25 protein-coding genes, 1 tRNA gene and 1 pseudogene are annotated in these 21,076 nt (G+C 43.1%); 11 read left to right on the top strand and 16 right to left on the bottom strand.

The window, feature by feature from the left end:
* Positions 1 to 52 precede the first annotated feature (52 nt).
* From SYN7509_RS26420 to SYN7509_RS0218705, 3 genes are all read left to right on the top strand, one after another.
* Entirely contained in the window at positions 53 to 343 is a 291-nt protein-coding gene (locus SYN7509_RS26420; protein ID WP_009631041.1) for a hypothetical protein, read from the top strand.
* A gap of 98 nt (positions 344 to 441) precedes the next feature.
* Positions 442 to 816, top strand: coding sequence for a hypothetical protein (locus tag SYN7509_RS0218710; RefSeq protein ID WP_009631042.1), 375 nt, complete (start codon positions 442 to 444; stop codon positions 814 to 816).
* Between the two features lie 2 nt (positions 817 to 818).
* On the top strand, positions 819 to 1,121 hold the full coding sequence (locus SYN7509_RS0218705; protein WP_009631043.1) for a hypothetical protein: 303 nt from the start codon (positions 819 to 821) through the stop codon (positions 1,119 to 1,121).
* Here the strand turns inward: SYN7509_RS0218705 and SYN7509_RS0218700 are convergent.
* Both SYN7509_RS0218700 and SYN7509_RS0218695 read right to left on the bottom strand, forming a co-directional pair.
* Positions 1,118 to 2,212 (bottom strand): site-specific integrase, encoded by a 1,095-nt coding sequence (locus tag SYN7509_RS0218700; RefSeq protein ID WP_028954437.1) that lies wholly within the window; start codon positions 2,210 to 2,212, stop codon positions 1,118 to 1,120. The genes SYN7509_RS0218705 and SYN7509_RS0218700 overlap by 4 nt on opposite strands.
* Positions 2,213 to 2,347: 135 nt before the next feature.
* Positions 2,348 to 2,419, bottom strand: a tRNA-Cys gene (locus SYN7509_RS0218695).
* Positions 2,420 to 2,707: 288 nt separating this feature from the next.
* On the opposite strand from SYN7509_RS0218695, the pseudogene SYN7509_RS26415 reads away from it, so the two are divergent.
* The 6 genes and pseudogenes from SYN7509_RS26415 to SYN7509_RS31805 form a co-directional block, all read left to right on the top strand.
* A pseudogene (locus tag SYN7509_RS26415) lies at positions 2,708 to 2,860 on the top strand (transposase family protein); the annotation flags it as partial.
* A 136-nt stretch (positions 2,861 to 2,996) separates the two neighbouring features.
* A complete protein-coding gene (locus SYN7509_RS30225) occupies positions 2,997 to 3,134 on the top strand; it encodes a hypothetical protein (RefSeq protein ID WP_158506167.1) in 138 nt (45 codons plus the stop codon).
* Entirely contained in the window at positions 3,091 to 3,249 is a 159-nt protein-coding gene (locus tag SYN7509_RS30220; RefSeq protein ID WP_158506166.1) for a hypothetical protein, read from the top strand. Before SYN7509_RS30225 ends, SYN7509_RS30220 begins: the two co-directional genes overlap by 44 nt.
* Positions 3,250 to 3,309: 60 nt before the next feature.
* On the top strand, positions 3,310 to 3,597 hold the full coding sequence (locus tag SYN7509_RS30780) for an IS1/IS1595 family N-terminal zinc-binding domain-containing protein (RefSeq protein WP_028954436.1): 288 nt from the start codon (positions 3,310 to 3,312) through the stop codon (positions 3,595 to 3,597).
* Between the two features lie 99 nt (positions 3,598 to 3,696).
* Entirely contained in the window at positions 3,697 to 3,978 is a 282-nt protein-coding gene (locus SYN7509_RS30775) for an IS1 family transposase (RefSeq protein WP_202807250.1), read from the top strand.
* The gene (locus SYN7509_RS31805) at positions 3,956 to 4,081 is read left to right on the top strand and encodes an IS1 family transposase (RefSeq protein ID WP_202807249.1); all 126 of its coding nucleotides are present in this window, start codon (positions 3,956 to 3,958) and stop codon (positions 4,079 to 4,081) included. Before SYN7509_RS30775 ends, SYN7509_RS31805 begins: the two co-directional genes overlap by 23 nt.
* A gap of 7 nt (positions 4,082 to 4,088) precedes the next feature.
* Here SYN7509_RS31805 and SYN7509_RS30215 read toward each other — a convergent pair whose 3' ends face one another.
* The 5 genes from SYN7509_RS30215 to SYN7509_RS0218650 all read right to left on the bottom strand — a co-directional run bounded on the left by SYN7509_RS30215 (position 4,089) and on the right by SYN7509_RS0218650 (position 8,077).
* Entirely contained in the window at positions 4,089 to 4,256 is a 168-nt protein-coding gene (locus SYN7509_RS30215) for a hypothetical protein (protein ID WP_158506165.1), read from the bottom strand.
* Between the two features lie 72 nt (positions 4,257 to 4,328).
* Positions 4,329 to 4,553, bottom strand: coding sequence for a hypothetical protein (locus tag SYN7509_RS0218665; RefSeq protein WP_009632016.1), 225 nt, complete (start codon positions 4,551 to 4,553; stop codon positions 4,329 to 4,331).
* A 151-nt stretch (positions 4,554 to 4,704) separates the two neighbouring features.
* Positions 4,705 to 5,751 carry an anthranilate phosphoribosyltransferase family protein gene (locus SYN7509_RS0218660; protein WP_009632015.1) on the bottom strand — a complete coding sequence of 349 codons (1,047 nt, stop codon included), beginning with the start codon at positions 5,749 to 5,751 and terminating at the stop codon, positions 4,705 to 4,707.
* Between the two features lie 19 nt (positions 5,752 to 5,770).
* Entirely contained in the window at positions 5,771 to 6,694 is a 924-nt protein-coding gene (locus tag SYN7509_RS0218655) for a LysR family transcriptional regulator (protein WP_009632014.1), read from the bottom strand.
* A gap of 93 nt (positions 6,695 to 6,787) precedes the next feature.
* Positions 6,788 to 8,077: a HEAT repeat domain-containing protein gene (locus tag SYN7509_RS0218650; RefSeq protein WP_009632013.1), complete on the bottom strand. Its 1,290-nt coding sequence runs from the start codon at positions 8,075 to 8,077 to the stop codon at positions 6,788 to 6,790.
* 182 nt (positions 8,078 to 8,259) lie between these two features.
* Here SYN7509_RS0218650 and SYN7509_RS0218645 point away from each other — a divergent pair, with 182 nt between their 5' ends.
* The gene (locus SYN7509_RS0218645; protein WP_009632012.1) at positions 8,260 to 8,493 is read left to right on the top strand and encodes a TLTLP motif-containing protein; all 234 of its coding nucleotides are present in this window, start codon (positions 8,260 to 8,262) and stop codon (positions 8,491 to 8,493) included.
* On the opposite strand, the gene SYN7509_RS0218640 is transcribed toward SYN7509_RS0218645, so the two are convergent.
* Positions 8,490 to 8,972 carry a GAF domain-containing protein gene (locus tag SYN7509_RS0218640; protein WP_009632011.1) on the bottom strand — a complete coding sequence of 161 codons (483 nt, stop codon included), beginning with the start codon at positions 8,970 to 8,972 and terminating at the stop codon, positions 8,490 to 8,492. The genes SYN7509_RS0218645 and SYN7509_RS0218640 overlap by 4 nt on opposite strands.
* A 79-nt stretch (positions 8,973 to 9,051) precedes the next feature.
* Entirely contained in the window at positions 9,052 to 10,635 is a 1,584-nt protein-coding gene (locus SYN7509_RS0218635) for a ferredoxin--nitrite reductase (protein WP_038021955.1), read from the bottom strand.
* A 354-nt stretch (positions 10,636 to 10,989) separates the two neighbouring features.
* On the opposite strand from SYN7509_RS0218635, the gene SYN7509_RS0218630 reads away from it, so the two are divergent.
* The gene (locus SYN7509_RS0218630; protein ID WP_009632009.1) at positions 10,990 to 11,226 is read left to right on the top strand and encodes a hypothetical protein; all 237 of its coding nucleotides are present in this window, start codon (positions 10,990 to 10,992) and stop codon (positions 11,224 to 11,226) included.
* A 77-nt stretch (positions 11,227 to 11,303) separates the two neighbouring features.
* Here SYN7509_RS0218630 and SYN7509_RS0218625 read toward each other — a convergent pair whose 3' ends face one another.
* The 7 genes from SYN7509_RS0218625 to SYN7509_RS0218595 form a co-directional block, all read right to left on the bottom strand.
* Positions 11,304 to 13,463 carry a molybdopterin oxidoreductase family protein gene (locus SYN7509_RS0218625; RefSeq protein ID WP_009632008.1) on the bottom strand — a complete coding sequence of 720 codons (2,160 nt, stop codon included), beginning with the start codon at positions 13,461 to 13,463 and terminating at the stop codon, positions 11,304 to 11,306.
* A 25-nt stretch (positions 13,464 to 13,488) separates the two neighbouring features.
* Positions 13,489 to 13,932 carry a cyanase gene (cynS, locus tag SYN7509_RS0218620; protein WP_028954434.1) on the bottom strand — a complete coding sequence of 148 codons (444 nt, stop codon included), beginning with the start codon at positions 13,930 to 13,932 and terminating at the stop codon, positions 13,489 to 13,491.
* A gap of 1 nt (position 13,933) precedes the next feature.
* Positions 13,934 to 14,779 (bottom strand): nitrate ABC transporter ATP-binding protein, encoded by an 846-nt coding sequence (locus SYN7509_RS0218615; protein ID WP_009632006.1) that lies wholly within the window; start codon positions 14,777 to 14,779, stop codon positions 13,934 to 13,936.
* A gap of 72 nt (positions 14,780 to 14,851) precedes the next feature.
* Positions 14,852 to 16,852, bottom strand: a complete 2,001-nt coding sequence (locus SYN7509_RS0218610) for an ABC transporter ATP-binding/substrate-binding protein (RefSeq protein ID WP_009632005.1) — start codon at positions 16,850 to 16,852, stop codon at positions 14,852 to 14,854.
* 77 nt (positions 16,853 to 16,929) lie between these two features.
* Positions 16,930 to 17,769, bottom strand: coding sequence for a nitrate ABC transporter permease (gene ntrB / locus SYN7509_RS0218605; RefSeq protein ID WP_009632004.1), 840 nt, complete (start codon positions 17,767 to 17,769; stop codon positions 16,930 to 16,932).
* An 87-nt stretch (positions 17,770 to 17,856) separates the two neighbouring features.
* Entirely contained in the window at positions 17,857 to 19,188 is a 1,332-nt protein-coding gene (locus SYN7509_RS0218600) for a CmpA/NrtA family ABC transporter substrate-binding protein (RefSeq protein ID WP_009632003.1), read from the bottom strand.
* Between the two features lie 54 nt (positions 19,189 to 19,242).
* Positions 19,243 to 20,796 carry a ferredoxin--nitrite reductase gene (locus SYN7509_RS0218595; RefSeq protein WP_009632002.1) on the bottom strand — a complete coding sequence of 518 codons (1,554 nt, stop codon included), beginning with the start codon at positions 20,794 to 20,796 and terminating at the stop codon, positions 19,243 to 19,245.
* Positions 20,797 to 21,076 lie beyond the last annotated feature (280 nt).

Below are 21,076 nucleotides of genomic sequence, written 5' to 3'. Positions count from 1 at the left end.
TATATATATGGTATGCTAACAGCATACCACTAGATACAAGTAATTATTACCAATGGCAATAGAACGCTGGACAGATGAAAGATTGGATAATCTTGCTTCTACAGTCTCAGAACTCCGTACATCAACTTCCGAGCTAAGTACATCAGTTACCGAACTTCGTGTATCAGCGACAGAAACAAGATTAACCGCCGAAGCTTTACTTCAAACAGTTGTAATTCATCAATCCAACTTTGAAACTTTAGTAACAGAAATCAGGGATATAAAGTCAGAGTTACGAGGGCTAAGAACTGAAACACACAGAATCCTAGATCATCTATTTGGAGAACAAACCAATAACGAGTAGTTAACACTAGCAATCAAATCTATTACCGTATATATATAAGGCATTGACAGCCTTATATATATACGGTAAGCTGTTTCTATACCACTAGATTCAGCTTCATGAATAATACTAGCTTATTACGAACAATGGATAGAGATGAGAATGGTAAATTCTCTTTAAGATACGCTCAGGCAAAAAAGCTTAGATCAATGCAATTAACTGATGAAGCTTGGCAGAAATTAAAAGACATTGGTGACTCTAAAAACATTTCTAGAACGGATGTAATAGAGCGCTTTTGTAGAGAGGGAGAAAATAAGCAAGAAATAGTATTAAAAGCTATTAATCAATTTATCCAAGATAAGAAAGATAGCTATGGCAAAAATCCCTCCCAAAAAGGCGATTTTAAGTTTAGCCGTGCTTGGGATTGCTTAATTGAATTCCAGGATTTGATACAGAATGCACCTTGGGAATTATTAGGAGAACAGGAAGATTAATTATGGTAGACTTCAGCAGATTTGATTTGATAGAGAATCGCCTTGACCGGATAGAGGCGATAGTTGATTCTAACGCCAGGTCGATAGCAGCCAACAGCGATCAAACCGCCCAAACCGAACGAGTGCTATCTGAAGCAATCGGTCGAACTTTAGCAGTAGTTGAAGGATTGACCGAAAGAGCCGAAGAAGACCGAGTAAACTTTCAAGAGTACCGAGATCGCAACGATGCTCAGATGGCAAGCCTGAACGCGGCGGTAGAAAGATTAGACGCAATTCTCGATCGCTTAATCAGCAATCAGGGTTAGGGAGGCAACGGGCGATCGGGACGGCTAACGATCGCCTGATAAACCCGCCGATAAGTCTGTTCATCAATCCAAGCCCTGTAAGTCGTCAAATGAACTCTGTTTGAATGCCCCATTAATCCGGCTGCCCAGTCAGGAGCCATACCAAATTCAAAGCAGCGTCTCGCGTAGCAGTGCCGCAAATCATAGGCATTAAAGGGAGCTTTGCGATCGTAAAACCAACCCGCGACCTTAGTTCCTAATTTGGCGTTGCTGTAATTCAAGCTCAATTTAGGTAAATCTATTTGATGCAGCTTCCAGTCTTCGGCCCACTCAGGATAGAGCGGATAAATAAATCTAGCTCCGGTCTTCCCTGCCAGCACACGAACCACAGGAAAATCAGCCAGGTCTAACCTAAAAACCTCGTGGCCACGCAAGCCATAGCAAGCCAACATTCCCACAACCCAACGCCAGGAGCTAGAAGGCAAACTATCGCGCCAAGCAGCAATCTGAGCATCAGTTGGCAGCGATCGAGGATTGACCGCAGCGCTCGAATAACTCCCTGTTAGTTTCTTAATTGCCTCCCTGCCCTCAAGATCCGCAAACTCCGCCAGCTTGTAGCAGTAATCGCAAGCGCGTTTTCTAGTTCTGCTATCAGGATTTGTAGTAGTGATGTAGTTAACCAGCGCTGCCAGCGTCAATAGTTCGTCTGGTGGCAAGTTTTTAAATACTTGCAAGTAATCAGTTTTCCAAGTTGTTAGCGATGCCTGATTCTGTATCACTTCTGCCCAGTGCTGGCGCTCGAATCGCTCAATCCAACTGCCAATTGTATGCAGCAATTGTGAATTTTCTAAATAAGGAATCCAGGAAAACTCCTTGCAGTCAAGCAACGCGCCTATTTTACGGGCTTGAGCTTCCGCCGCCGAAATCCCCGAAGGATTGGCATGATAGCCTAGTGCTAATCGCTGTTGATAGGGCTGCTGCTTTGTAGATCCGGGCTTTGGTGGGAAAGTAGCTCGAAGATGTAAGCGATCGCCTTTAACCTGGATCGTTACTCCCACTTTTCCCGATCGCAGCCGCCCGTTTGCCTGGTTTAATTTAGATTGGATATCCAAGTGCCTAAAACGTGCCTAATTTTCCGGGTACATTTAGGTATATCCGGGTACATTCAAGTACATTTACAATTATTAATAACCCCTGCGATGCTTGATAAGTCGGGGGTTTGGGGTAATTGTGGGTATAGTAAAACAAGGCGACACCCGGATTTGAACCGGGGGATAAAGGTTTTGCAGACCTCTGCCTTACCACTTGGCTATGTCGCCGCTTAGTAACTGAAACCAACTCTATGACTTTATTATAAGTTTTACCTTCTAACTCAGCCAAGGTTATGTTTTGCCATAGTAACTTTTATTGGTAGCTATTCGCTCCCCAAGTTAGCATCAACAAGTAATTACCCTTATTTGTGCTAAGTATTGGCGATTCATTATCATAGCACCTAAATCGATCACAATCAACGATATTAGTATTATCCTCAGGACAACCGCATAAAAAAGATGGGGTAAAGTAAAGCAAGTAGGAAAACCCCAGTGAGTCAGATAATTGATACCAGCATACTGACCTATTTTGCCAGCCTAGAAGAAATACGTGATATCCGAGGAAAAGAGCATTTGCTGTTAGATATCATCACTATTGCTCTATGTGCAGTAATCAGTGGAGCAGAGGGCTGGGGGGACATGGCAGAATACGGGAGAGCGAAACAGGACTGACTATCAACGTTTCTACCCTTATCTAACGGGATTCCCTGTGCAGATACCTTGGGAGCATCTCAGTTTTGCAATGAGTATTAATACTTAAGGTATTTAAGAGACTAGGGAACTAAAATCGAAGCAAGAATGTAGGATGAGTAAAAACAGACAGGAGGTACAGGATATGACTCCAGAGAAAGCTCAAGAACTAAAAGCCTATCTCCAAGGGATTGCGGCTATTCTCGTGCGTGGAAACCCCACCAGAAAAATTGAACACCTTAGAAGCAATTGAGCAAACAGTGCGGCAAAAGGTACTCCAGCACGTTAGTCCAGAAATTGGTGTTTTTTTATTCAAGCAGTCACAGGAACAACCAAAGGAAGAACCAGAAAACGGAGATGTTGTATAAATGTTGATATGCTAAGATTCAATTAAAGAAATAGTAGCATAAACAGCATCAAGAATAGCCATGATTACACAAGTATTATATTGTCCTTACTGTCAAGGAGTAGATATTGTAAAAAATGGGAAGACTCCTCAAGGGAAGCAACGCTACCAATGTCGGGAACAAGCTTGTGATGGTCGAACATTCATTTTAGATTATGCTTATCCGGGTCAGTCCCGAAAAGTAAAACAACAGATTGTAGACATGGCACTTAACGGCAGTGGAATTCGAGATACAGCACGAGTATTACAGGTTAGCACTAGCACTGTTATTAAAGAACTAAAAAAAAACAAAACCAATTGCAATCAGTGAATTTATCAGTTTTAAAACAACGCAATTGCAAGTCGATAGTGGTTGATATTTGCTTATTCAAACCTTTGGAGATATCATCAGGGGTGGAATCTGAACTCGATGAAGAGGGGTCGTTTCGTTACCAAAAAATCTAATCAGAGATGGTTGTGGCACGCTATTGAGCGTAAGAGCGGAAAAGTTTTAGCCTACGTTTTTGGGACACGTAAAGATGAAGTTTTTCTACAATTGAGAGCTTTATTAGAACCCTTTGGAATTACCCATTTTTACACTGATGATTGGGGAGCTTATTCGCGACATTTAGCTCAATCCTTGCATAAAATCGGAAAACAAAACACTCAAAAGATAGAAAAAAAGCATTTTGTTCCTGCGGACTCGGATTAAACGTTTAGCTCGAAAAACAATTTGTTTTTCCAAGACGGTTGCTATGCACGATTTGGTGATTGGACTATTTATTAATAGATACGAGTTTGGACTGTCCATTTAATTCTGCATCAACATTTATACAACATCTCCATTTTTTCTTTGTACCATCCACGAGAATTTAACCTCACTACTTCGGCTCGATCTTTTACTTTCTGTGACACCGCCAGGGCTGTCCTTAACTCAAATAACGTTCTATCTTCTTCTTGGTTCAGAAATACTCTAAGACGTGCTGGCATTTTTATACTTATTTCTTATATTCACTGTCTTTATCTAATGTTGTACATTTTGGCTATCTCGCGCCCACCTACCTACTTAACAAGCTTTTCGGCACTATGTCCAAGTAAAACTAAAATTTCCCTGTAAGCTCTTGGTAAAACACCATATTTACTCTCAATATATGCAATTTCTTCAGAGTTACATCCTTTTAACTCTTGCTCGTTTTTTACTATTCCACTGGTAAATAAGCGCTTCCTTAATTCTTCTGTGTTCTTAATCATTTCAAAATTTTGAACCTTTTGAGGATAAATAATCACTATCCTAAATCAATTGCGAATCTTGTAGGGGCGCAGTGCATTGCGCCCCTAAGGTTGTATACGATCGCTTATTTACGTCTGTAACAAAGCCAAAGGGATAATTTAATGAAAGATAAATACTTCCCAATGCGATCGCTACGATCTTTTATCCTCAACTCTTTTTGACAACAGCACTAATTTCTTTTAGTTTTTGGGCAACTTCACCGCTAGTTAATAATTCTTCGGCTTTAGCAATACCCGATCGCATATCAGAGCAAATACCGCTACGCCACAGATAAAAACCGCCATTCCACAAGGCACTTTGCATCAATTCTGAGGGTTTACCTTGCAATACTGTTTGCATAGCAGCAACTAATTCTGGAGTGGAAGTTAGAGGTACATTTTTGTTACTAAAACCATAGTCACGGGCGGATAGGTGTAAGTGTTCTACTAAAGCATCGCCAGTAAATATGCCTACTATTGCCGTGCGATCGCGCGGTAAGTCACAACTACCTTCTAAGCCTTTAACTGTTGTAAAATTGCTTGTTCCCCGCAAAGTTAAAGCGCCTTGAAACATTCCTTCTGTGGGCGGGTGTACGAAGCCAGCAATAATATGTGCATCCCCAGTGTAAGGACACCAAACTAATTCCATTGTCGCAAAAGGCGGACGTTTGCCGATTTGATCGCGGTAATCAAATATGACTTGTGCTTGACTAAAGTGTTGAGGTAAGTAGACAAATCCTAATCCTGTTGTCTCAAATACCTGTTGAGTTTGCGCCAAAGATAGTTTACTAAAATCGACTCCTAAGCCTTGCCAAATCTCTATTAATGGCAGTCCGTACTTAGTAGGCGATCGATCGCTCCCGTGCATGATTACAGGCTGGTTGGCGGTAATTAATAGTAATGCTGTTATGGGACTAATGGGTGCAGTCCGTGATCGCCCATCATAGGGTATTCCTAACACAATTGGCGATCGGGCAAAATTAATTGGTTGCAGTTTTGCCCCTAATTCTGAGTAAGCATCAAGCATTCCGGCTAATTCTTCTCCTGTCGGGCGCTTAATTCGGTGAGCGATTAAAAATGCGCCAATTTGGGCGGGGGTAGCTTCGGCTAGTAGCATCATTTTTGTTGCCGCCATAGACTCCGCGCGGGTCAAATCCTCCCCCGTATGCACCCCACTACCTACTTTTTTTAATAACTCTCTAAATGCCGTACTCATATCTATATAATTTACTTGCTTAAGCGCTGGTTTCTATTTTTTCCGGCACAGGGATAGACGCTCGTACCAAGTCCCAAAAGTGGCGAATCGGGGGGATTTTAAGCCGATCTTGAGTAGTCACCATCACAACGCGGCGCGTCAAACTAGAACTTTCATTACCGAGCGATCGCACCGCTAGAGTAGGATCGTTGCGGGCTTCTACTAATGCCGATTGTGGTAGCAAAGCCACCATATCCCCTTGACGTACTACCCCTCGGAAAGCATCAAGAGTATTTACTTCTAAAACTGCCTGAAGTTTCGCCTCCAAGCGCTCAAAGCGATCCTGTACCAAACGTTGCATCCCGTAGCCATCTTTAAATACTACTTGAGGGTAACAAGTTAATTTGTCCCAGGGTATCCATTCGTAGGCTGTAAGCGGGTGATTTGCGCTCATTAGCACTTCAATCGGTTCATCGTATAGTACCTGTACTACCATCTCGGAACTAGCGGTTAAAAAGCGATTATTCATGACGATCGCCAAATCTACCATGCCATCTTTGAGAACCTTCAAAGCGCGATCGCTCCCCAAAGAAGTCACTCGCAACTGTACTTCTGGATAGTCACGACAAAATTGTTGCAGGATCGGCGGCAAGTAGTGAGAGCAAATTGAATGAATTACCGCAATACATAATTCTGGTTGCTTTCCCGCTACTAAATCGGCTAGTTCTGCTGTTGCATTGTGCCACTCCTGGCAAATTTTACGGACGCGGGGCAAAAAGCGATCGCCGCCTAAAGTTAAAGTAGTAGCAGCGTTGCGATGAAACAAAGCCAAACCTAAATCGGCTTCTAATGCTTGAATTTGGCGACTAATGGTTGATTGCGTCACCCCACATTTTCGCGCTGCTTGCTGAAAACTGCCTGTCTCGGCGATCGCCAAAAAAGCTTGCAACTGCTCTAGCCGCATTTTGTTTGTAGCCTGAATTACATTTGTATCCCAATCTAAGTTACTCGATCTAGCGCTAGGTTTTGGTAAAAATTGTTACAAGTATCTGGTAACTTATATTTGTTGCCATTCATTTAAGGCAAATTTTACTCCTTGTTTGAGTTCGGGTGTAGTGGCGGCATCATTATTTAGTTGCTGTAATTTTTGGTAGGTTTGGGCTGGGGCTAGTTGTTGTAAAGAGGCGATCGCGTGTAATCTTACTTTTGAATCGGGGTTAACAAGTAAGTTTATTAACGGATCTATAGCTTTAATTTCTCCCAATCGTCCTAATGATAGAGCGATCGCACTTGTAGAATTATTTGATAATTGCAAAGCTTCCAACAAAATGTCTCCGGCGATCGTTTTTAATTGGTCTACTTGTCCTAAAACTTTGACAACTTCTTGCTGCAAGGCGGGGGAAAAATGTTCGTTTAAACAAAGGCGCAGATATTGCAAGCAAAGAGGCGTTTCTATTCTTCCCAAAGCCCGGACACATTCTAATTGTAGGTTTATCGGTGTGTGAGGAGAATTTAGCACCGTATTTAGGGCAACGGCAGCGCCTTCACTTTTCAATCTGCCTAAAGAAGCCGCCGCATGACAGCAAACATCTATATTAAAATCGTACAATCGCGGCACTAATTTATTAACTAAGTCTAATTTTTCAAGCACGTCAACGCGAAAACCTAAACCTGTAACGGCTTCTTTTCTTACAGACGCGGCAATATCATTTAAAGCTTCAATTAAAATAGGCGGGATCTCTGGGTTATGAAAACTCCCCAAAGCTTCAATAGTAGTCGCTCTAATCTTTACATCGGCATCTTTAACTACAGTTAATAATGGCGCAATGATTTCCGATCGCCGGATATGAGCGAGGGATTCTACAGCGATTAGGCGCGTATTTTCATCTAGTAGTAATTCGCTAAGAGCAACTACCGCCCCGTTGCCAATTTGTCCTAAAGCACTGGCTGCCATTGACGTTAATTCTTCATTATCATTAGATTTGAGTAAATCGACTAAAGCGGCGATCGCTTTTGGTTGATTAAATTCGCCTAAAATCCTAGCTGCATACCAGCGTAATTCTTCGTCTTCATCGCCCGTAACAATTTCAATTATTGGCGAAATCGCTCGATCGATTCCAATTCCGGCATTTGCGCCTAAACGGGGAAACAATTTTGCTATATCCCAACGCTGATGAAAATCGCCTTCAATCAAAACCGTAATAGCTAAATCTATTACTTGACTTGCTTGTTGTTCAATATCTACAAGTGCTAGTTGTTGCAAGCATTGAATGACTATTGCCCAATTACCTGTTTCTTGCGCCGCTTGTGCCTGCTGTAAAAGTTGAGTTTTGCTATCAAACAGCATTAAATTAACTCCTAAACAGAGTTTTGGCTTCAAGTATAAAGCTTTCTTAAGCTCATAACATGGTGTTTGGCTGCCTAAAAGGGCAATTTTTCCAGCAATTCTATTGAGATTGTTTGCTAGTAGACAGTTTACTAAAAATAACTCGTTAAAATAGTAGAATCAGTACAACACCAAAAAATTTTATGTTGTGCTGGGTTGAGTTAATAGGTTTTCAATTTTTTATGGACTCTAGTAGTACACCGTCTGCCAATCCTCCCCGATCGACTCATAGATTGGCAGACATTCTCGGCACAGCGATCGCTTTAATAACTCTAACCTTGCCTCTTTGGGTAATTGGTCAATACTCCTCAAATAGCGTTAGCAGTATTGTTTCGCCCGTTGCCTATCCCCTCCAAAGCCCCCCTAAAATGCGCTAGATTAAAGCCGGACTATGGCTTAGAGCTTGTTCTAATTCGGCAGCTACGGCGGTAATAAAGTCAACTGTTTGCTGATTGCGATCGCCAGCAGTCTGCATAAAAAAGACTAGCACTACTATGATTTGGCGATCGCATTTAATCGGGATACCAAAGCCAGCCTTGACACCGCAAGCTTTGGCGATCTGATTGCGTAAAAAATATGTTTCCGATCTAGCAGAGACATCTACAATCCATTCTGGTTGACCTTTTGCCCAAACTCTACCAGGCAATCCTTGATTTGGCGGAATCACAAACGCTTCACTACACAGGCGAAATTTCTCGATTTCTTCGGTATCTGGGCGACTGTACCAAACAGGACTAAGTTCTAAAACTCCTTCTGGGCAAGGAATCCAAGCTTCGCCATAATCCCAGCCGCCTGTTTTGCAAATAAGTGCGATCGCCTCGTACAGTTGAGATTGGAAATATACTGAGTTGATCATGACTTAAGTTAGGCTTTGTAGCAGATGTTTGTGGCGATCGCACTTATTTCATTGTAAGGTGCGTCTAGTAAGCAATGTATTAATTACTGCTAACACTTAAAAATTCTTGGGGGACAAAGCTTTCGGGCGATTTTTTGAGTTTTGCGCCAAAATGTTCAATTAACAAGTCTTTTAGCACTGGTTTAAGGTCGTCGCAAGGAATTTGTTTCATTATTCGGCTACCAAGTTCAGCTTCAAAGCCGACTTTTCCACCCATCCAAATATCTACAGCTTCTACAACCTGCCCGTTTTTGCGTCCTTTTGTTCCCATTAAGCCAATATCGGCAACTTGTGGCTGTCCGCAAGAATTAGGGCAACCAGTCCAATGAATACGCACAGGTTGCTCTACAGTAATTTCTGCTTCCAAAGCTTTAATCATTGCTAAGGCGCGATTTTTGGTTTCAATTAGGGCAAATCCGCAAAATTGACTCCCAGTACAAGAAACTAACCGCCGCGACAGGTTTTCCGGGTTAATGGAAAAACGTTCTAAAAGTGGCTCTTGCAAAAATGTTTCTAGCCTAGAGTTGGGAATATTGGGAATAATTAGATTTTGCTCGACAGTAAAGCGAATTTCTCCAGTCCCATAAACCTCCGCCATCCGCGCCAAATCAAACATATCTTGAGCATACAAGCGCCCAATGGGAATATGTACCCCCGCAAAGTTTAATCCGGGTTGCTTTTGTTTAGATACGCCAATATGGTCGTATTTATTCCACATAAACTCGTCTTTTTCGGCAGCAATCTCTAGAGGATGACCAATTTGGTTTTCTACTTGAGTGCGAAACTCCTCTATTCCCCATTTGTCAATCAGATACATCAGGCGCGATTTTTGTCTATTTGCGCGTAAACCATGATTGCGATAAGTGAGTAAAACAGCTTTACTTAGTGCAACTACATCATCAGGACTAACCCAAACATTAAGCGGTACGGCGGCGACGCAAAGTTTGGGGGAAAACATCCCGCCGACAATGACATTGAAGCCAATGGTATCGTTTTTATAAGCAGGGATAAAAGCAAGGTCGTTAAGTTCGGCGTGGACGGAGTTATCTTTGCATCCGGCGATCGCAATATTAAATTTGCGTGGTAAGTTAACCATTGCTGGGTTGCCTTCGCCATTATTTGTAATCATGTCTTGCACCATGCGACACAACCCCCGCGTATCGATTAGTTCATCAGGATCGATACCAGCTAAAGGCGAACCTGTAATATTACGAACGTTGTCTACACCCGATTGCACCGAAGTTAGCCCATATTGATGCAGCTTTTTAAAAATATCTGGTACATCTTCAATCCGAACGCCGCGCAACTGAATATTTTGCCTAGTGGTGATGTCTGCGTTGCCTTCATCGCCGTAGTGTTGGACAATTTCGCCTAAAGCCCGCATTTGACTTGCGATAATTATGCCATTAGCTAGGCGCATTCGCAGCATAAATTTACCGGGAGTAACGGTACGATAAAACAATCCTAAATCGCGCAATCGGTAATCGCGATCAGCTTCGTCCATTGCTTCCCAGCCAATGCTTGCCAAATAGTCTAATTCTTGCTTGAGGACTAAACCATTTTTTTCGGCTTTGATTTTTTCAAATTTGTTTAAAGTTGGCTTACTTTCTCCGGCTTGGGTCAGGTTTTGAAATTCGGCGGTTTCTGGAGTTCCGTTTGCGTCTGTCATAGCTTTAAGAACGATAGATTTTTTTAAACGCGCGATCGCAGTGCTGAAATATATCTTTTTTGTTAAGCTATGCCTTTTAGTTATTTGGTTTTGTAGAAGTAGTTACAAAAGCTGCCTTAAACCTTTTAAACCTACCTTTTGATATACCTGTAAATGTTTGTACTTACTTGCTTGTACAGGAATTAATTAGAGGATTTTGCTGGAGTGCATTAGGCGCAAAACGTAGACAAGTAATTTTTTAATTTGACTAGGGCATTTTGGAGATGTCTATTAGTTGTAATGCTTGTGATGAGTAGGGCATAAATAAAAATGTCACCAAAAACTTTCGATATTGCTGACTTGTCGGATAATTTAGCTGATTTATTGTCAGACATCCAAAATCATGTTGAAGTGACGCTAACTTGTCAGAGAGTAACTTGGGCAAGGGTTTTACCTTTGTCTCAAACTGAAGAACCTGTAATTCCCAAAGCGGGTTTAAATCGTGACTCTATGGTAATGAGTAATGATTTTAACGATCCTTTGCCAGATTTTTTTTGGGGTTTATGAAGGTTTTATTAGATACTCGTAATGGCAGAAGGAGTTTGAGCATTTTTAGCAAAAAGTAGTAAAAGGTGCGGTTAATTCTAAGATTGAGTTTGCAACAAACTAACACTACTGTAATCGGCGTTTTTGACGGCTAAACTAACTATCTGAACAGCACAAGCTTTTAATTCTGGTTGCAAAGAACTAGGGCAAGATATGGGATGAGTGAGGGCGTTTGCTTCCGATTTTTCTGCCCACAAATAACCCCAGTGCATTGGTACAAAAACTGTATTAGGCGCGATCGCACTGGTAATTTTAGCAGGAAACTGAGCTATCCCCCGACGACTTCGTACTTCTACCCATTGGTTGTCTTCAATCCCTAGTTTACTTGCATCGCGGGGATGAATTTCGATAAATGGTTCGGGGTGCATTTGTCTAATTTTATCAATGCGTCCGGTGCGGGTTTGGGTGTGCCAATGTCCGTATAACCTGCCTGTAGTCAAGACAAAAGGATATTCGGGATCGGGGGGTTCAGCTAGTCCCCGCGAGTGACAAGGAGTAAATTTAGCCCGTTTGTCAGCCGTTGCAAAGCGCAAATCGGTGTAAAGCCGCTTAGGAGAGATATGACCTTTATCAGGACAGGGCCATTGAATTGCACCTTCCGTTAAAAGCCTTTGATGGCTAAGTCCCGTCATGTCGCAAGGGCGATCGCGCGTTAGTTGCACAAATTCATCGTACACTTGGGCAGAACTTGTAAACGCAAACTTATCATCAAATCCCAGCCTTTTAGCAACTTGGGCGATTATGTCCCAATCAGCTAAAGCTTCCCCTACCGGAGGACGAAAAGCCGAACACAAAGTTACTACTCTTTCAGAATTTGTCATTGTCCCAGTTTTTTCGCCCCACTGTGCCGCAGGTAACAAAACATGGGCGTAAGCGGTGGTTTCGGTGGGGTAGTAAGCGTCTTGAACGATGGTAAAGGGCGATCGCAATAAAGCGGCTTTGACGCGCTCTAAGTCGGGTAAACTAACGGCGGGATTGGTTGCAACTACCCATAAAAACTCTACTTCCCCCGTTTCTAATCCGGTAATAATATCCCAAGCGGTGCGACCTGGATTTGGCGAAACCTGTCCGGGGGGAAGTTGCCAAAATTGTTCTAGTTCTTGCCGATGCTGGGCATTACTTACCGACCGATAACCGGGTAATAGGTGCGCAAGTCCCCCTACTTCCCTTCCCCCCATTGCGTTAGGCTGACCAGTGAGAGAAAAAGGTCCACTTCCTGGCTTCCCAATTTGTCCAGTTAGCAAATGTAAATTAATCAGACTGCATACTTTAGCCGTACCTTCAGAAGACTGGTTAACCCCTTGCGACCACAAAGATAAAACCCGCTCCGATTCACTCCAATAACGTGCCGCAAGCTCAATATCCGCCGCCGAAATTCCACAGCGTTTAGCAACTTCTTGGGGTGAGTAGTGAGAAACTACTTCGGCAAAATCGGAGAATTGGTTAGTATATTCGTCAATAAAACTTTGGTCTATTTTTCTCCATTGCAGTAGTAAATAAGCAATGCTATTGAGTAAGTCAATATCTGTCCCTGGTTGAATCGCTAAATGTAAGTCTGCAACTTCGGCTGTAGGAGTACGCCGAGGATCGACCACAATTAGTTTTACTTCTGGGTGGCGTTTGTGATGCTTTTGCAGGCGGTTAAAAACTATGGGGTGACACTCTGCGGCATTTGCACCAATAATAAAAGCACAATCTGTTAGTTCCAAGTCATCGTAGCAACAAGGCGGCCCATCAGATCCCAGGCTTTGCACGTAACCCGCTACCGCCGAAGACATACACAAGCGAGAATTAGAATCAAAATTATTTGTACCCAAACAGCCTTTAAGGAGTTTTTGAGCAACGTAGTAGTCCTCAGTCTGCATTTGCCCAGATCCGTACATACAAACGGCATCGCCGCCGGACTTTTCGTATACTGATTTCAGGCGATTAGCTACGGTTTCTAGGGCTTCATCCCAACTAACACGGCGAAAAGGCTCATCTAAAGACGATCGCATCATGGGGAATTGTAAGCGATCGCAATCCATTGATTCAGCAATGGTTGCACCTTTAACACATACCATTCCTTGACTTGATGGATGTGTGCGATCGCCTTTTACTTTCCAATTCTGATTTTGACTACTCGCTACAGGGGGCGACACTTCCAAACCGCAGCCTACACCGCAGTAAGGACATAGTGTTTTAATAATATCTGTCACCGTTTGTCACCCCTTTATACTTCCACTACCATTTTTTGTAAGGTAGAAATTTTCCAGACATGGTAATTTTGACGCGATCGCCTTTTGGATCTGTTTCTTTCTCGACATTCATTGTGAAATCTATGGCGCTCATAATTCCGTCGCCAAACTCCTCTTGAATCACAGCTTTAAGCGGCATTCCATAAACCTGCATAATCTCATAAAACCGATAAATTAAAGGATCTGTAGGAATAATTGGGTCTAAAGAGCCTTTAACAGGAAATTCGGTTAATTCTTGGGCTATTTCTGGCGATAAATCTAAAGCTTGAGCTAATTTGCTCGCTTCATCTTCCGATGCTGTAGCTTGACGATAAATTAAGGCGGCAACCCACATTGGATCGCGCCCTAATACTTTACCCAAGTCTTGAAAGCTCATGCTTTTAACTTGTTTGGCTTTTAATAATTGTTCGGTAATTTCTAAGCTTGTCATGTTAATCATCGTCGTGAGCAAAACGTCTAAATAGGAAGTCTAGCGCGTAGTTACGCAAGTTGTAGTATTCAGGATCTTCCAACATCTGGGCGCGGTTGCGGGGACGGGGGAAGGGAATAGTTAATACTTCGCCAATTTTTGCTGAGGGTCCATTAGTCATCATTACTAAACGATCTGCCAAAAATAGCGCTTCGTCGATGTCGTGGGTAATCATCAACACTGTTACTTGATAATCTTGCCAAATTTTCAATAATTCTTCTTGCAATTCTTCTTTTGTAATCGCGTCCAATGCCCCAAAAGGTTCATCTAAAATCAATACTTGAGGGCGAATTGATAAAGCGCGGGCGATCGCAACTCTTTGTTTCATCCCTCCCGATAGCTGCGTCGGCTTTTTGTCGGCGGATTCTGTTAACCCCACCATTGCCAAATGTTCCTTAACAATCGCTCTTTTTTGTGCTTCTGGCTTGTCAGGATAAACGGAATCTACAGCTAAATAAACGTTCTCAAAAGCAGTCATCCAAGGCAATAAGCAATAATTTTGAAACACCATCATCCGGTCGGGGCCGGGTTCAGTAATTGCTTTTGAATTTAGTCTAACTTCACCATCAGAAGGGGTGTTAAATCCTGCCACCATGTTTAGCAGCGTTGATTTGCCACAACCAGAGTGACCAATTAGGCAAACAAATTCACCTTCACCTACGCTCAGTTCTACGCCATCTAGGACTGTATAAGGGCCTGTGGGGGTGGGATAAATTTTTGAGACATTCTCAATAACTAGAAAATGTTCGTTTTTAGTTGTTGGCGTAGTTATTGGAGAAGTTGCTTGATTAGTTTTAAGTATTTGCATAGTTTTGGAGTATTAAATGCTAAATTGTGCGGCTAGGTAAGTTTTGGAGATGGTTCGCCGATCTGCTGGCGGTTAAATCAAACATATTTCTTGAATTTGTAAAGGCTGTTTGATTTCCAGACTATTGAGATACTTAATTGGATCTTCTGGATCGAAGACAATCTCATCAAATATCATTGTGTGGGGGTCGCGTCCAGTATCTAAAAAGCCTAATTCTCTAGCGGCTTCACCAAATATATCCGCACGGCAAACGCGATCGAGGATTTCTTGCCAGTTTTTGGGAAAGGGTGCTAAACCCCAACGGGCTAATTGCGTCATCATCCATAACCTTTCTGCCCGATCTGGGTAGTTGGTTTTGTTGACGTAGAATTGGTTAAAGGTATACATTTGCACGGGTTCTGTGCCATCACCGCGATCGTAAGCATCCAAAAATCCAGGGCGCGTATATTCCGGCGCTGAACCAACGTATTCCGGGCGGCAGAGTAGTTCAACAATTTCTTCTCGATTGCGTCTATCGTCGCAGTATTCGCAAGCTTCGAGGAGAGCTTTGACTAAGGCTAGATGAGTTTGGGGATATTTATTTGCCCATTCTTCCGTTACGCCCAAAACTTTTTCTGGATGTCCCGCCCAAATTTCTAAATCGGTCGCAATTACAAACCCCAAGTTTTCGTGGACGGCGCGGGAGTTCCAAGGTTCGCCAGAACAATAACCGTCAATATTGCCAGCTTTGAGGTTGGATACCATTTGAGGCGGCGGAACTACTGTTAAATTGACATCTTTATCAGGATCAATACCGCCAGAGGCTAACCAGTAGCGTAATAACAAGTTGTGCATCGATGCTGGATGCACCATCGCTAAAGTGTGGACTTTATCGGGAGTAAGGGCGATCGCATCTTTAAAATCTGCAAGGGTTCTTACCCCTTGGTCGTACAGTTTTTTGCTAAAAGTAATCGCGTTACCATTGCGCGACAAATTCATCGCACTAACCGTAGGAATTGGCGGCTTATCCCCTGCACCCAACGTTAAAGCTAAGGGCATGGCGGCGACCATTTGCGCCGCATCTAAGCGTCCTGTACCCACTCCTTTAGCAATTTCTTTCCAACTTGGTTCGCGGCTTAAAACTACTTCTGTTAAGCCGTATTTTTCAAAAAAGCCTTTTTCTTTAGCAACTACTAACGGGGCGCAATCTGTGAGGGGAATAAAACCTAGTTCTAAATTTACTTTTTCTAAACCATTGGCTGCTCGTACGGGCGCAATGCTTTGCGCCCCTTGCTGCCTTGCTTTGCGCTGCTTGGCACGTTTTTGCTGATTGAGGAAGTAAATTATTTCATTGCGTAAGCCGTAGTAAGTGGGATGATTAACTACTTCTAGTTTTTGGCGGGGGCGAGGAATTTCAACGTCGAGAATTTGCCCAATTTGGGCTTCTGGCCCGTTGGTCAACATGACAATGCGATCGCTTAGTAGCAATGCTTCGTCTACATCGTGTGTCACCATCACGCAAGTTAGGTTACTTTCGTTGCAGATTTTCATTAATTGTTCTTGCAAACCACCCCGCGTTAAAGCATCTAAAGCTCCAAAAGGCTCGTCTAAAAGTAATAATTTGGGACGTATTGCTAAAGCCCGTGCGATCGCAACTCTTTGTTTCATCCCCCCCGATAGTTGCCCTGGGCGCTTATTTGCGGCGGCGCGTAATCCCACTAAATCGATGTGATGCTCTACAATCGATCTGCGTTCGCCTTTAGGTTTATTTTGATAAACTTCATCTACTGCCAAGCTGATATTTTCTGAAACGCTCAACCAAGGCAATAAAGAGTAGTTTTGAAACACTACCATGCGATCGGGCCCTGGTTCTCTTACCTCGCGCCCTTCTAAAATTACGCCGCCGGAAGTTGCTCTATCTAATCCGGCAATGATATTAAGTAAGGTTGATTTGCCACAACCAGAGTGTCCAATCAAGGAAACAAATTCTCCTTGGGGGATCTGGAGTTCGATATTTTTTAGGGCGGTGTAGCTGTTGCCGTTGGGCAAGGGAAAGATGCGATCGATGTGGTCTACTTCAACAAATACAGACATGACTTATTTAAGGCTGAAGGGTAAAGGCTACTGACAGAAATCGGACTTTGCAAGCAATATTAGTGTGTAATCTACTTTTATTTCTGTTCTTCGGGAACTACTTTGCTGGCAACAAAAGCTACTAGGCGATCTAGAATTAGACCCACAATCCCAACATAGATTAGTGCCAAAATAATTTGACTGAGGAGCGAACTATTGTAAGCATCCCAAATAAAGAAGCCAATACCCACACCACCAACTAACATTTCCGCCGCAACGATCGCTAACCAAGATAAACCGATGCCAATTCTTAAACCAGTGAATATATAAGGAACAGTAGCCGGAAATAGAATTTTAAAGAAATACTTAGAACCTGACAATTTCAATACTCTAGCCACATTGCGGTAGTCTTGGGGCAATTGCTGAACGCCTACGGTTGTATTGATAATAATGGGCCAAATTGACGTAATGAAAATAACGAAAATGGCTGAAGGGTTAGATTGCTGAAATGCTGCCAAAGAAATCGGCAACCATGCCAAAGGTGGAACAGTCCGCAATACTTGAAACAAAGGGTCTACAGCGTTATAAACCCAGACATTTGCCCCGATTAAAATACCTAGGGTAATGCCGACAATAGCCGACAAGGAAAAGCCCACAGCTACCCGCTTTAAGCTTTCCAATAGCTGCCAGCCGAGGCCTTTATCTGTACCGCCGTTATCAAAGAAAGGCTTGATAATAAAAGGGTCCCAAGTTTCTTTGACCATCGTAATCGGCGATGGTAATCTGGGGCTGTCACCTAGAGTTAGCAACAGCCAGATAATTGCAAAAATTGCGATCGCAATTAAGGGCGGCAGAATTTTTTTAGTGACAATTGTTGAAATTTCTTTTTGAGCAGTTTTCTTTCTACTTTTAGTGCGACTGGGAAGGGTGACGGTCATCCTTTAACTTCTCCTACGGTAGTAATTTTCGGCAATGACTGAGTATCAGTACCGGAGTTTAACAGAACTCCGGTACTGACAAAGGATTTAGGCTTTCTTAATTTTGAGAGATTTCAAATACGCGGCGGGGTTTTCCGGGTCGAAGGTGACACCATCAAAAAACTTTTCTACTCCACGCGACGTACTTGTCGGAATTTCGGCGGCGGGAACTCCTAACGCTGTAGCGGCTTCTTTCCACAAATCTTCGCGGTTTACTTGGTCGATAATTTTCTTAGTATCGGTATCGGCGGGAAGATTACCCCAACGGATATTTTCAGTCAAAAACCATAAATCGTGGCTCTTGTAAGGATAAGAAGCATTATCTGCCCAAAACTTCATTTTGTAAGGGAAGTCTTGAACAGTACGACCGTCGCCGTAGTCAATATTGCCTTTGGAGCGTTCGATAATATCTTTAGCAGGAACTTTAAACCACTTTTGCTTAGAGATAATTTCAATCATCTCCTCTTTATTTTCGGCTTTTTCGCACCACTGTTGAGCTTCTTGAACTGCCATTAACATCGCTTTGGCGGAATTAGGATTTTTGTCTACCCAATCGGCGCGCATTGTAAAAGCTTTTTCAGGGTGGTCGTTCCAAAGTTCGCCTGTAACTAAAGCTGAGTAACCCACTTTTTGGTTGACTAACTGGGCGTTCCAAGGTTCGCCAACACAAAATGCTTCCATGTTACCTACTTTCATATTGGCAACCATTTGGGGTGGTGGTACGGGAACTACAGAGATTTCTGCATTAGGATCGATCCCTCCAGCAGCCAACCAGTAGCGCATCCAAAGGTCGTGATTACCACCGGGGAAGGTAACGGCGGCTTTGATTTCTTTTCCAGAGGATTTAGATTTGCTAAAAGCTGCTTTTAAGGGCGAACTATCTAAACCCACTTTCATATCTTTGTAAGCATTGGCAACCGAAATTGCTTGCCCGTTGGTATTTAGCCGCGCCAAAATGTACATGGGAATTGGCTTACCTTGAGTAATTTTCCCTAACGCCATTAAGTAAGGCATGGGCGATAATATATGCGCTCCATCAATACCGCCGCCGCCAGAACCAAGTACCAAGTTATCGCGGGTTACGGGCCAAGATGCTTGTTTTTCTACCTTCACATCGGTCATGCCGTACTTGGCATAAAGACCTTTTTCTAGCGCCACAATTAGGGGAGCGGAATCTGTAAGAGCAATAAAGCCTAACTTAGCGGTAGTTGTTTCTACTTTTGGAGCATTAGCCGCCGCACCAACACTAGCAACGGGGCTTGCAGCACCACCACTACTCGCGGTTTCCGTTGGCCCAGAGCTACAGCCATGAGCCAGTAAAGACCCTGCGGTAGCTGCGCCGGCGGTGATAATAAATTGTCTTCTAGAAAAGTTGCTCATGATCTGGTAGTAATTTAAGTTCGGTAAGTTGTATGAGGGGTTTGGATATTGACTTTAGGTAGAAACTAAAGCTTTTTCTCTTGGTTTTGCTTGGAAATGCTCGATTAACAAGTCTCGTAATACGGGTTGCAAATCTTCGCAGGGAATGCCCTTAGTTACGCAAGTTCCCAAATGTGCGTCTTTGCCCACCGTACCACCCATATAAATGTCCACTCCTTCTACAGGCTTGCCATTTTTCCGGGCTTTAGTTCCCATCAAGCCGATGTCAGCTACTTGGGGTTGTCCGCAGGAATTTGGGCAACCTGTCCAGTGAATGCGGACGGGGCGAGTTAGTTGAACTTCTTGGGCTAAAGATGCGATTTCTTTTAAGGCGCGATTTTTGGTTTCAATTAGGGCAAAGTTGCAAAATTGCGCTCCCGTACAAGAAACCAATCCCCGCGTTAGTGGTTCGGGATTGACAGAAAACTTTGCTAATACGGGTTCAGCAAGGAATGTTTCTAAGCGCGAGTCGGAGATATTGGGGATAATAACATTTTGCTCGACGCTAAACCGAATTTCGCTACTCCCATACACTTCTGCTACCCGCGCTAATTCAAACATATCTTGGGCTTCCAAGCGCCCAACGGGAATATGCAAGCCTACATAGTTCAATCCCGGTTGCTTTTGGCTGTAAACGCCAATATGGTCGCGTTTTTCCCAATCTATTGCATCTTTTTCGGCGGCGTTAATTAAGGTTTTACCTAATTGCTTTTCGACTTCGGCGCGAAATTTCTCAATTCCCCATTCATCAATTAGCCACATTAACCGGGATTTTTGCCGATTCGCCCTTAGTCCATTGTCGCGGTAAACTTCTAGAACTGCTCTGCATACGGCTACTACCTCCTCTGGTGCTACCCAAGCATTTAAAGGAATCGCCGCATCGCAGCGCTTGGCGGAGAAAAAGCCGCCAACAAGCACGTTAAAGCCAAATTGCTCGTTTTTATAGGCGGGAATGAATGCTAAATCGTTGATTTCGGCGTGAATTGAATTATCTCGTCCGCCGGAAATGGCGATGTTAAACTTTCTTGGCAAGTTGGTAAATTCTGCATTACCTTCGCCATTTCTTGTAATCATGTCCTGAATTTGACTTGCGAGTTCCCGCGTGTCAAATAGTTCTTCTGCATCCAATCCTGCAATTGGATCTCCGGTAATGTTGCGTACATTGTCCATTCCTGACTGAATGCTAGTTAAGCCTACTTGCTGCATTTGGTCAAAAATATCTGGCAAGTCTTCTATTCTTACGCCGCGCAGTTGAAGGTTTTGTCTAGTGGTAATATCGGCGCAACCATCATCGCCGTAGCGTTCGACTATTTCGCCTAATACTCGCAACTGCTGGCTATTGATAATTCCATTGGGTAAGCGCAGACGCATCATGAATTTGCCAGGGGTGACGGGACGAAAAAATACGCCCAGCCATTTTAGCCGATGTTCCCTGTCCGTGCTGTCCATAGCTTCCCAGCCTATCGACGCAAATTGAGCCAATTCTGCTTTTACCGCTAACCCATCTTTTTCGCTTTTAAACTTCTCAAATTTATTTAGGCTTGTCTTGGCGATCGCATCTTCTATCATGGACTAGACCCTATATTTCCTTTATCTAGCTTTGCTGGAAGTCGCATACATTAAAATAATTGCTATTTGCTGCTAGGTTATTAGACTTCAAGCACTCCTTTCGTATCAGTCGCTACACCACCTGCGGCGGTACGGCTTAGATTTGGGTAAAGTCGGTTAGACAATCGTTAAATGCTTGTTAGTATTCAAGTTAGGATTAATTAACTATTAAGTTCGTATCTTTCGTAACAAAATATTGAGGAATATGACTAAAACGCATAAATTATATGTATTTTTGTCA

The organism is Synechocystis sp. PCC 7509 (genome assembly GCF_000332075.2).
Lineage (GTDB): Bacteria > Cyanobacteriota > Cyanobacteriia > Cyanobacteriales > Chroococcidiopsidaceae > Aliterella.
The sequence above is the reverse complement of the archived record's forward strand: the minus strand, read 5'-3'. Positions and strand labels throughout refer to the sequence as shown.